Raw genomic sequence first — 12548 nt, 5'->3', positions numbered from 1 at the left:
CAGGAGCTATGCACGGGATAACTATTCGAAACATCGGGATCACACGAGCGTGGTTCAATATTGGTCTGACAAATCTGATATATAACTTTTGCAGGTATGAATATTTAAAACGAAAATCAACCTGTTAAGGGATAACTGCGGCCTTTTGAGGAAAAAGGGCAATAATAGAGGGGATTTTGTGGTCAAATAGAGGCTGTTTCGGCTTTTGACACGGAAAATTTTCCTCATATAATTCCGCTTGTTTAAATACCAGGGTTTTTAGAGGTTACCTATATTTATTTCTTTTTGAAGGGCGGTTGAAAATGAAGCTTTTTGGTTCAAAAAACAGCTCTATCAGAAATCAGATGCTGATAATGTTTCTCATAGTAATACTGCCCCTTTTTGCAGCCAGCATAATGCTGCTTGTGAATATGCGCTCGGAAGTTACCGATAAGATAATCAGCACCGCTAATGCCAAGGCTGAAAGTATCCGCACAAGAATTGCCGATACGGTGGATTCGGTGGAATCGGCAATGGATATGTTCGCTACGGATGAAAACGTTATAGCATTTCTGGAAAACAAATATGAGAGCAATGCCGATTATTACAAGTATTACAGCAGAGGACCTCATCAGAGATATCTTGATTCCTTCCCGCAGATAGAAAGCGTAAAGGTGTACACCGAGCGCAGCGATTTTGTATGCAACGCCGATTACATTTTTGCAGACGATGAGATCAAGTCTCAGATCTGGTATGAAAAGGCAAGGCTTGAAAGCAATAATTTTTTCTGGGACATTGTCATTGACCGCACAAACGGAGAGTGGCACCTTAGCTGTATCAAGGCAATAAAAAAAGATAATAAGGTGATAGGCGTTGCTTCCGCTCTTATTTCAGACAGTTGGATTGGCAGGAATGTTTCTTCAGAGAACAGCAAAAGTATTCTGTGCGTGGGAAACGGCTCAGTCTTTTTCAGCAATTACGAGGGCGCAAATGCAGGCGGCAGGATCGAGTTTGACGAGTCTATTTCTATGAATGGCGTAAATGTTCTGAAAGAAGGACTTTTAGGTTTTAAGGGGTACACTATAACCGATAATTTCAATTACGGAGAGAATTTTCAGATAATTTTTCTTATCCCTGCAGGTGTGGCAGATCTTGAGATAAACAAGCTGTCTATCATATACGGCGGTTATTTCTGCTTGTTCTTCATTCTTTCGCTGCTTATCATCGTGCTGTTCACCAGCGTTTTCTCAAGGCGTATCACTCTGCTCAGCGAGAAAATGCACGCTGTGGCGGGGGGAGATTTTAATGTGGAGTTTACCGACAAGGGACACGATGAGATCGCCGAGCTGTACACCGATCTTGAACAGATGATACACAGTATGCAGACGATGATGAATGACGTTTATCAGGCAAAGCTCCAGAACGAGGAATTCAAATTCGTTCAGATGGAAGCTGAGTTTAAAGCGCTTGCCAGTCAGATAAATCCCCATTTTCTGTATAACACACTTGAGACCATACGAATGAAGGCTTTCTGCAACAATGACAAGGAAACTGCCGATCTTGTTAAGAAGCTGGGCAAATTTATGCGCCGCTGTCTTGAATTCAAAGACGGCGAGGTCACACTTCGCTCAGAGCTTGAATTCACGAACGGATATCTTGAACTGCAGGCTGCAAGATTTGGGGATAGGGTTTCCTACAGCATTTATTCCGAGGTATCAAAGGATTATATGATACTGCCTCTTGTCATACAGCCTGTGGTTGAGAACGCTTTCGTTCACGGCATTGAGGGCTGCAAGGACAACGGACATATCGACATAAAGGTTTATTACAGCGGAGACAACGTAATAATCGACGTCAAGGACAACGGCAGCGGAATGAGCAAAGAAAAGCTTCGTGAGCTTGAAGCAAAGCTCAGACGGAACGACACTTCTTCGGGCAAGAGCATAGGACTTACAAACGTTAACAAGCGAATAAAAATGTACCACGGTGAACAATACGGTCTTACAATAAAAACCAAGGAGGGCGAGGGAACTACAATAAGGATAACCCTTCCCCGCAGCCCCGTTTCACGCAGTTCAGCTGCAGGAGGCAGCATTACAACAGATTCGGAAAGGCGATGATACATAATGTTTAAAGTGCTTCTGGTGGACGATGAGCCAAATGTAAGAATGGGCATTAAGATGATGATACCCTGGGAGGAGATAGGCTGTGAGATAATCGGCGAAGCGGAGGACGGCGACGACGGACTTTCAAAGATAATGATCTCCCGTCCCGATATCGTTATCGCAGATATCAAAATGCCGGGAAAAACAGGCATTGAAATGACCGAAGCTGCCAAGGCTCTTGGATTTAAGGGCAAGGTCATTATTCTGTCGGGATATTCGGATTTCAGCTATGCCAAGACTGCAATTTCTCTTGGAGTTGAGAATTTTATCTTGAAGCCCGTTGACGAGGACGAGCTGACCGAGGCTATAAAGGCGGCAGGGGAGAAGATAAAAAGCGAGCGTGAGAAGAGTTATCAGCAGGAGATCGGCAGCGAATATCTTTACGAACAGAGGGTCAAGGGACTTTTTGCAGGGGACGAGGGTCACATTGCGGACGCTGCCGCAGCAGGGCAATATTCCTCGTACTGTGCGGCTGTAATAGGCTTTGACGACGGGCAGGACAGCAGCACGGCAGTACGGAAATTCTTTGACAATATGAAGAATGTGGATATCGTTTCGCTGGACATAAGCGGCGTGCTGGGACTGCTTTTCAAAGACTGGGAATACGAGGCTGTGAAGGAGGCTCTTATCCGTCTGAACGAGTCGCTTATGGGACGAGCGTTCATTGCCTGCGGCAGCAGTGTTAATTCACCGGGAGACATTTGCAGATCCTATGGTGAAGCAAAGAGCATATATGCTAATAAATTCATTTTCCGCCATTGCGGTATCGCTGCACCCGATCTTCTTAAAAAAAGCCGTGATAACGACGATACGGATTATGCTTCCCAGCTTTACGCATATATGGAGATAAATGACACCGAAAAGCTCAGCCGTACTCTTGATGCTTTTATGGAGTCTATGCAGACTATGGACAACACCCCCGAAAAGGCAAAAATAAGTTGTATTACTCTGCTTATGGATATCCGCTCCAGGATAGTGCGGAGCGCTTCGGACAAAAAGCCCGAGACACTTATTACCGATGAGTTCGTTTCACATATCGGTACTCTTTCAAGTCTCAGGGACATTATCGAGGAGATAAGGAAATGCCTTATTAACGTGTCTGACGCCTGCTTCAGCAAGACCACCAAGAGCAATATGGAGAGGGTGGTCCAGTATATCAGAGCCAATTATAACCGTGAGCTGCGCCTTGAAATGCTTGCAGGGATATTCGGCTACAACAGCGCATATCTGGGCAAGGTCTTTCACCAGTACACAGGAGAAAATTTCAACAATTACATTGATGAGATACGTATTTCCGAGGCGAAAAGACTTCTTGCCGAGGAGGATTACAAAGTCTATGAGGTTGCGGAAATGGTGGGTTATTCCAACATAAATTATTTCCACAACAAGTTCAAAAAATATGTGGGTGTAAGCCCTCTCAGCTATAAAAAGTCCTTCGGAAAGGACGAATAAGCAATATATTAAAAAATATATGTGGTCATATATTTTTTATATTTCAAAAAAAGCTTGTGATGTGATATCATAAAATTGTATGCAGATAATGCTGATTTTCGGTGTAAACTGCCGAATTTCAATGAGAAAATTTTCTGCTCGTTTGCTCGTATTTCAACACGAAAGGACAGTGTGCAATGTATAAAATTGTAAGAAAAAAAGCTTTAAATCCTACTGTTACCCTTATGGATATCGAAGCTCCCGCAGTTGCAAAAAAGGCTGAGCCGGGTCAGTTCATCATTCTGAGGACTGATGAGAACGGCGAGAGAATACCCCTTACCGTTGCCGATTACGACAGGGAAAAGGGTACTGTTACCATAATATTCCAGGTAGTGGGCGCTACTACTGAGAAGCTTAATCATATGAACGAGGGCGATTATTTACAGGATTTCGCAGGCCCTCTCGGCAGAGCAACCCACACCGAGGGACTTAAAAAAGTCGCTGTTGTGGGCGGCGGCGTAGGCTGTGCCATTGCATATCCCGTTGCCAAGAAGCTTCACAGCGTAGGCTGCGAGGTACATTCCATTGTCGGTTTCAGAAGCAAGGATCTTGTTATCCTTGAGGACGAGTTCAAAGCCTGCTCGGACAAGCTTTGTATGATGACCGACGACGGCTCCTACGGCACCAAGGGCCTTGTTACAAACGCTCTTAAGGAGCTTATCGACAGCGGCGAGCAGTATGACGAGGTAATTGCAATAGGTCCCCTGATAATGATGAAGTTCGTTGCCGCTACAACAAAGGAATACGGCATAAAGACTGTTGTATCTATGAATCCTATTATGATAGACGGAACGGGAATGTGCGGCGGATGCCGTCTTACAGTCGGCGGAGAGACAAAGTTTGCCTGCGTTGACGGTCCCGAATTTGACGGTCATCTTGTTGATTTCGACGAGGCTATGGGACGTTCTACTATGTACAAGCCTTTTGAAAGAAAGAAGCACGAGGAAACCTGCAACTTATTCAAGGAGGTAAAGTGATATGCCTAATATGTCGCTTAAAAAGAACCCTATGCCCTCTCAGGAGCCTGAGGTAAGAAACAAGAATTTCCTCGAGGTGGCTCTCGGATATACCGAAGAAATGGCTGTGGACGAGGCTCAGAGATGTCTGGGCTGCAAGAATATGCCCTGCGTAAAGGGCTGCCCCGTTAATATCGACATTCCTGCATTTATAAAGGAGATCGCAAACAAGAATTTCGAGGGCGCATACGGAATTATTTCCAAGTCCAGCTCCCTTCCCGCAGTATGCGGACGTGTTTGTCCCCAGGAAACTCAGTGCGAGGGCAAGTGCGTAAGAGGTATCAAGGGCGAGCCTGTGGGTATCGGCAGACTTGAGAGATTTGCAGCGGATTACCACAACGCAAACTTCAAGGGCGAGCCTGAGAAGCCTGCTTCAAACGGCAAAAAAGTCGCAGTTATCGGTGCAGGTCCTGCAGGTCTTACCTGTGCGGGAGACCTTGCAAAGAAGGGCTATGATGTTACAGTTTTCGAGGCTCTTCACCTTGCAGGCGGCGTTCTGGTTTACGGTATCCCCGAGTTCAGACTTCCCAAGAGCATTGTTCAGCGTGAGATAGACGGTCTCAAGGCTATCGGCGTACATATCGAGACAAACGTTATCATTGGCAAGACAATTACCATTGACGAGCTTTTCGAGCAGGGCTTCAAGAGCGTGTTCATCGGCTCGGGCGCAGGTCTGCCCAGATTTATGAATATCCCCGGCGAGAACCTCAAGGGTGTTTATTCCGCAAACGAGTTCCTCACAAGAGTTAACCTTATGAAGGCATACAAGCCTGACAGCGACACTCCCGTTAAGGAGAACAAGAAGGTGGCTGTTGTAGGCGGCGGAAACGTTGCTATGGACGCTGCTCGCTGTGCTAAGAGACTTGGCGCAGAAGAGGTTTACATCGTATACCGCAGAGGCGAGGCTGAGCTGCCTGCAAGAGCGGAGGAGATCGAGCACGCTAAGGAGGAGGGCATCATCTTCAAGACCCTCACAAATCCTGTGGAGATACTTGGCGACGAAAACAAGTTCGTAAGCGGCATCAAGTGCGCTTCTATGGAGCTTGGCGAGCCTGACGAGTCGGGCAGACGCCGTCCTGTTGTAAAGGAAGGCTCCGAGCACGTTATCGACGTTGACTGCGTTGTAATGTCCATCGGAACATCTCCCAACCCACTCATCAGAAACACCACCGAGGGACTTGAAACAAACAAGCACGGCTGTATCGTTGTTAAGGACGAAAGCGGTCTTACCTCCCGTGAGGGCGTTTACGCTGGCGGCGACGCTGTAACAGGCGCAGCTACCGTTATCCTTGCAATGGGCGCAGGAAAATCCGCTGCCGAAGCCATTGACGAATATCTTTCTAAGTAAGATGTTTTTTCACCGTACCCGGTTTACGGGTACGGTGAACTTGTATGGGGGTAGGAAATGTGAAGAAGCAAAAAAAGGAGAAAATAAGCATTACCGAAATACTTGCAGCGATTTATGTAGTTGCTGTGGTTATCATATATTTTCTTCCCGGTGTGTTGGGGTTATATGATGTAATGGTTGGAAAAAGAGGGCTTGGAAATACGATTTCTGCTATTCTTATCAGCTCAGGTTCTGCGCTTTTTCTTTCTGTTCCCATACTCATTATCGGAATAAGTAATCTCAGAGGACTTATTAAGAACAGGAAGGAAATGAAAAGCTCTTTTCTGCCAATAATAGGAATAACATTTCTTACCATCACAATTCCTGTAGTTTTATTTTGCAGTATCAATCGAACACGGTATGCCGAACAGCAGTATTTCTCCGATAATGACAGAGGATTTGGGGATATCCCCATTTTGGCAGACTGTATTTCCGATTATTTCTCAGATGAATATGACGAATTTGTTGTTAATGATATTTGGTTAGATAGTAGGAAACATATTTCTTCGTCGGGCAGGGGCGGAAGCTCATATCATAAAGAATATATTATTTATGGCTACAATAACGAGGTGAAGCTTTTTTCTGCTCAGATAGGAAAAGAGGATCATAATTCTTTTCTGAAGTCATTGCCTAAGGGCTTTGACATTACGGTGACGGTCTATAAAAAATCACGCTTTATCCGAAGCGTGGAACCCTCTGTGGATTTCGGAAGAGAGAAAAGCATTGAGCACTTTTTTGAAATATCCGTAAGCGGTGATAAGATAGTCCGCTCAGAAAATTTGAGTGCTTATGAAATTGATAATCTCACGTGGTGCGAATTTTATAATGGCGGCAGCATTCAGATCGAAAATGCGCTGTGCGGCATAAATGCTGAAAAATCCCTTGAGTATCCATATTCTGTGATGGGCGATGAAATATGCCTTTTCGCATGGGTGGACGGGGGATATAAGAGGGTAAGCAACATCATTTATAAGGAAGATATAAGCCAATGAAAAAATACATCATAAACTCAAACGACGCAGGGCAGCGTGTGGACAAATTCATACAGAAAGCCGCCCCAAAGCTGCCGCAGAGTGCAATGTACAAGGGGATTCGCACGAAAAATATCAAGCTCAACCGCAAGCGCTGTGAGATATCCACAAGGCTTTCCGAGGGCGATGTGCTGGAGCTGTATCTGCCCGATGAGTTCTTTGAGGAGGACGATTCGGGGGAGAGGTATGAGTTTCTCAAGGCTCCGAAGAATATCTCGGTGATCTACGAGGACGAAAATATCCTGCTTATGGACAAGAAAAACGGTCTTGTGGTGCACGAGGACAACGAGGGTACGGTGGACACTCTTGTTAACCGTATGCAGCACTATCTTTACGCAAAAGGGGAGTATGCCCCTGCGGACGAGAACAGCTTTACCCCCTCTTTGTGCAACAGGCTTGACAGGAATACGGGGGGTATCGTAATTGCGGCGAAAAATGCGGAGTCCCTGCGTATCCTTAATCAGAAGATAAAGGACAGGGAGCTTGAGAAGAAGTATCTCTGCATTCTTGTGGGAGTTCCGCCGAAAAAATCGGACACTATGACTGCGTTTCTTTTCAAGGACAGCAAATCGAATACTGTTACCGTCTCTGACAAAAAGACCGACCGCAACAAGACTATTATTACAAAGTACAGAGTGCTTAAAACCGACGGAAAGCTGAGCCTTGCAGAGGTTGAACTGCTTACGGGGCGCACACATCAGATAAGGGCGCATATGGCTTATATCGGCTGTCCGCTGCTGGGAGACGGGAAGTACGGCAGCAACAAGGTGAACAGGAGCTATGGCATAAAAACTCAGGCGCTTTATTCATATAAGCTGAAATTTTCCTTTTCCACCGACGGGGGAATACTTGAATATTTAAACGGCAGGGAATATACCGTTCCAAAGGTGTGGTTTGAGGATATGTTCATTGAAAAATAATGTTAACAGTACATTCATAGAATGTTAGTTGTATTATTAGTATAATAAACGTATAATAAATGTTAGATATCTAACCGATAGATATCTAACATTTTTTTGTTCGGAGGCGATAAGGTGAATGGCTCAGACGGAGCAAATACCGAAAAGGAGGAGCATATCGGAAAATATGTGAACCGCCTTTCAAAGGATATCCGTTACTCGATAAACGGGTATCTGCTGGAAAAGGGGTATTCAATGACGGGCGAGCAGTGCAGGATACTGGGATTTATCCGATACTGCAACGACAGCGGAAGCTGTGTTTTTCAGAAGGATATCGAAAACAGCTTCGGCATAAAGCGTTCCTCGGTTGCAAGTATTCTTGCAAATATGGAAAAAGGGGGCTACATTATCCGTGAGGTGGATAAGTCCGACGCCCGTATAAAAAAAGTCCTTCTTACCGACGAGGGCCAAAAATTACAGACGGAGATGGGTCTTACTATCGGTATGGTAGAGGAGATAATTACCCGTAATATGTCGGATAAGGAGAAAAGTGAGCTTTTAAGGCTCATACAGCTTGCTGTTTCAAACATTGAGTCCTCGGGACTTCTCGGGGATCACTGCGGAAAGGGCAGAGAAAAATTTAAAGAAAAGGAGACTTCCGAAAAATGCTGAAAAAACTGCTGTCCTGCGTGGGGGAGTATAAAAAGTATGCAATACTGACCCCTATCGTAATGCTGGGCGAGGTCATTATGGAGGTGCTCATACCGCTGGTTATGGCGTGTATCGTGGACTACGGAATAGGCGGAGGCGATACATCGTACACCGTGAAAATGGGTTTGCTTATGGCACTTATGGCAATATTCTCTCTTGCCTGCGGTGCTCTCGGCGGAAAATTTGCCGCAAAGGCAGGTATGGGCTTTGCCAAGAATGTAAGAAAAAAGCTTTTTGACAAGGTGCAGGATTTTTCCTTTGCCAACGTGGACAAATTCTCCACAGCCTCTCTTGTTACAAGACTTACAACCGACGTTACAAACGTTCAGAACACATTTATGATGATAATCAGAATGGCGGTGCGAGCACCGTTTATGTTTCTCTTTGCACTTATTATGGCAATTTCCATAAACGCAAAGCTTGCAATGGTGTTCCTTATTGCAATACCGGTACTTGTTGTCGCTATGGTCATTATCATTTCAAAGGCGTTCCCGAGATTTGAGAAAATGCTTTCCAAGTATGACGCTCTTAATTCCCGTGTACAGGAAAATCTTATCGGCATAAGAGTTGTTAAGGCGTTTGTACGTGAAAAATTTGAGGGAGAAAAATTCGTAGCTTCGGCTGATGACGTTCGTGCCGCTCAGGTAAATGCCGAAAAGATAGTAATTCTTGGTCAGCCCCTTATGCAGATAACTATGTATGCCTGCATCGTGGCTGTCATCTACTTCGGCGGAAATATGGTAATAGGCGGAACAATGCTTATCGGTCAGCTTTCAAGCTTTATCACATACATCACCCAGATACTTATGTCACTGATGATGCTCTCGATGATCTTTGTTATGACCACCATATCTATGGCTTCAATGCACAGAATAGTAGAGATATTCGACGAGGTCCCCGATATTGCCGATTATAATGCAGACCCCGAACTTCTTCCCGAGGATGGAAGCATTGTATTTGACAATGTTTCTTTCAGCTATGCTAAGGACAAGGATAAGCTCAACCTGAAAAATATTGACATAAGCATCAGATCGGGTGAGACTATCGGTGTCATAGGCGGAACTGGTTCTGCAAAATCCACTCTTGTTCAGCTTATCCCGAGACTTTATGATGTCCTTGATGGCAGGATATTGGTTGGCGGTTACGATGTAAGAGATTACAAGATCGACAATCTCCGAAACGAGGTTGCAATGGTGCTTCAGAAAAATGTTCTCTTCTCGGGAACAATAAAGGATAATCTCCGCTGGGGCAACGAAAATGCTACCGACGAGGAGATCATCGAGGCTTGTAAGCAGGCTCAGGCACACGATTTTGTTATGAGCTTCCCCGACGGATATGATACAGATCTCGGTCAGGGCGGTGTTAACGTTTCGGGCGGTCAGAAGCAGAGACTTTGTATTGCAAGAGCTTTGCTCAAAAAGCCTAAGATCGTTATTATGGACGACTCCACCAGTGCTGTTGATACCGCAACAGACGCAAAGATTCGCCACGCTTTCAAGACCGAGCTTGCGGATACTACCACTATAATCATTGCCCAGCGTATTTCCTCTGTTGCCGAGGCGGACAGGATAATCGTTCTTGACGACGGAAATATCGACGCATTTGACACTCACGAAAATCTTCTCAAAACCAATAAGATATATCGTGAGGTCTACACCTCACAGCAGAAAGGAGCTGAGGAATAATGCCTCCGCACAAGCCGCACGGACCCGTTCAGAAGCCCGGAAACGCAGGAGCAGCTTTCAAGAGAATACTGAGCTATGCTTCGGAATATAAGGGACTTCTGGCTCTGGTCGTTGTATTTATTATTTTCAGTTCGCTTGCCAATATTATCGGTACATCGTTTTTGCAGGTAATTATAGACGATTACCTTACTCCGATGATAGGCAACAAGGACGATGTCCTTTTCAGCGGATTTATTGCTACACTTGCAAAGATGATACTTATCTACGCTCTCGGAGCTGTTTCTACCTTTGCATATGCAAGAATTATGCTCACAGTCTCCACAAGAACCCTTTTCAAGCTGAGAACAGACCTTTTCACTCATATGGAGACTCTGCCTATCAAATACTTTGATACTCATACTCACGGCGACGTTATGAGCCGCTACACAAACGATATCGACACCATACGTGAAATGCTGTCAAACTCAATTGCAAGCTTTATTTCATCTGCTGTGACCGTTATCGGCGTTTTCGTGATGATGGTCTACTACAGCTGGCAGCTTACTCTCATAGTTCTGGCAATGCTTGTTCTGCTTCTGTTCATAACAGGCAAGATAGGCGGACAGAGCGGAAAATATTTCAAGGAACAGCAGTCGAAGATCGGTGCAGTTAACGGCTACATCGAGGAGATGATAGACGGTCAGAAGGTAGTAAAGGTCTTTGTTCACGAGGAGAAGTCCAAGGAGGAGTTCGACAAGCTGAATAATGCTCTCTGCGAGGCTTCCACAAAAGCTAACACCTTTGCGAATATTATGGGACCCGTTAACAACAATCTTGCTCACATTCAGTACGCTATCCTTGCTGTTGCGGGAAGTATACTTGCTATTATGGGCGTTCATTCTTTCAGCGGAGTTATCACGGTGGGTACTGTTGTGGCATTCTTACAGTTTTCAAGAAATTTCTCAATGCCTATCTCCCAGGTGGCTCAGCAGTTCAACGCTGTGCTTTCCGCACTTGCAGGTGCAGAGCGTATATTTAATCTCATTGACGAAAAGTCCGAAGTGGACGATGGATATGTTACCCTTGTAAACGCCGAAATACAGCCTGACGGCACCATTACCGAAAGCGAAAAGCGCTCAGGCGTTTGGGCGTGGAAGCACCCTCACAAGGCTGACGGAACAGTTACCTACACAAAGGTGGAGGGCAGAGTTGAATTTGATGATGTGACCTTCGGCTATGAGGAGAACAAGACCGTATTAAACGGCGTTTCCCTTTATGCAAAGCCAGGTCAGAAGATCGCTTTTGTAGGTTCTACAGGCGCAGGCAAGACCACGATCACAAATCTTATCAACAGATTTTATGATGTTCCCGACGGAAAGATACGCTATGACGGCATAAACATCAACAAGATCAAAAAGGACGATCTGAGACGTTCGTTGTCAATGGTTTTACAGGACACTCATCTGTTTACGGGTACGGTTATGGAAAATATCCGATACGGAAAGCTTGACGCTTCGGACGAAGACGTAATTGCGGCGGCAAAGCTTGCAAACGCCGACTCCTTTATCAGACATCTTCCCGAGGGCTATAACACAATGCTTACATCGGACGGCGCAAACCTTTCTCAGGGTCAGAGGCAGCTTCTTGCCATTGCCCGTGCGGCGGTGGCAGATCCTCCCGTTCTGATTCTCGACGAGGCTACTTCCTCCATTGATACGAGAACGGAAGCGCTTATCGAAAAGGGTATGGACAGCCTTATGAAAGGACGAACGGTATTCGTTATCGCCCACAGACTTTCCACCGTAAGAAATTCCAACGCTATTATGGTTCTTGAACACGGAAACATCATTGAGCGTGGAGACCACGACAAGCTTATTGCCGACAAGGGCAAGTATTATCAGCTTTACACCGGTATGTTCGAGCTGAGCTGATAAAAATATATAATATGAAAATGCCGCTTCTTCGGAAAGTGATATAATCCCCTTAGAGTAGACACTCGAAAAAACAAAAATTTCGAGACTACACTAAGGGGGTAATTTTATGCCAAGAAGAAGTCATAAGAACAAGAAGTATTCAACAGAACTAAGGCTGAAAGCGGTAAAAGAATATCTGAATGGCGGAGGAAGTCAGCTGGAAATATGTAAAAAATATGAAATATTAAGTGATAAGCAACTAAGGAACTGGATTTTATGGTATAATGGTCAT

Annotated in this window: 10 protein-coding genes; all 10 read left to right on the top strand. The window is 45.1% G+C overall.

Features of this window, described 5'->3' with window-relative positions:
* Positions 1–302 precede the first annotated feature (302 nt).
* A complete protein-coding gene (locus ACR0QN_RS12925) occupies positions 303–2099 on the top strand; it encodes a sensor histidine kinase (protein ID WP_432651632.1) in 1797 nt (598 codons plus the stop codon).
* Positions 2100–2105: 6 nt separating this feature from the next.
* Positions 2106–3596: a response regulator gene (locus ACR0QN_RS12920; RefSeq protein ID WP_432651631.1), complete on the top strand. Its 1491-nt coding sequence runs from the start codon at positions 2106–2108 to the stop codon at positions 3594–3596.
* A gap of 176 nt (positions 3597–3772) precedes the next feature.
* The gene (locus ACR0QN_RS12915; RefSeq protein ID WP_432651630.1) at positions 3773–4612 is read left to right on the top strand and encodes a sulfide/dihydroorotate dehydrogenase-like FAD/NAD-binding protein; all 840 of its coding nucleotides are present in this window, start codon (positions 3773–3775) and stop codon (positions 4610–4612) included.
* A gap of 1 nt (position 4613) precedes the next feature.
* On the top strand, positions 4614–5999 hold the full coding sequence (gene gltA / locus ACR0QN_RS12910) for an NADPH-dependent glutamate synthase (RefSeq protein WP_432651629.1): 1386 nt from the start codon (positions 4614–4616) through the stop codon (positions 5997–5999).
* 59 nt (positions 6000–6058) lie between these two features.
* Positions 6059–7030: a hypothetical protein gene (locus tag ACR0QN_RS12905; RefSeq protein WP_432651628.1), complete on the top strand. Its 972-nt coding sequence runs from the start codon at positions 6059–6061 to the stop codon at positions 7028–7030.
* The gene (locus tag ACR0QN_RS12900) at positions 7027–7989 is read left to right on the top strand and encodes an RluA family pseudouridine synthase (protein WP_432651627.1); all 963 of its coding nucleotides are present in this window, start codon (positions 7027–7029) and stop codon (positions 7987–7989) included. The genes ACR0QN_RS12905 and ACR0QN_RS12900 overlap by 4 nt, the downstream gene beginning before the upstream one ends.
* Before the next feature lie 114 nt (positions 7990–8103).
* Positions 8104–8640, top strand: coding sequence for a MarR family winged helix-turn-helix transcriptional regulator (locus ACR0QN_RS12895; protein WP_432651626.1), 537 nt, complete (start codon positions 8104–8106; stop codon positions 8638–8640).
* The gene (locus ACR0QN_RS12890; protein WP_432651625.1) at positions 8634–10364 is read left to right on the top strand and encodes an ABC transporter ATP-binding protein; all 1731 of its coding nucleotides are present in this window, start codon (positions 8634–8636) and stop codon (positions 10362–10364) included. Before ACR0QN_RS12895 ends, ACR0QN_RS12890 begins: the two co-directional genes overlap by 7 nt.
* A complete protein-coding gene (locus ACR0QN_RS12885) occupies positions 10364–12274 on the top strand; it encodes an ABC transporter ATP-binding protein (protein WP_432651624.1) in 1911 nt (636 codons plus the stop codon). Before ACR0QN_RS12890 ends, ACR0QN_RS12885 begins: the two co-directional genes overlap by 1 nt.
* Positions 12275–12383: 109 nt before the next feature.
* Positions 12384–12548: transposase (locus tag ACR0QN_RS12880; RefSeq protein WP_432651633.1), on the top strand; the 165-nt coding region annotated here is incomplete at its 3' end.

The sequence above is a fragment of the Huintestinicola sp. genome (genome assembly GCF_050874005.1).
Lineage (GTDB): Bacteria > Bacillota > Clostridia > Oscillospirales > Ruminococcaceae > Huintestinicola.
Note: the sequence above shows the minus strand (reverse complement) of the source record. Positions and strands in the feature narration are given on the sequence as shown.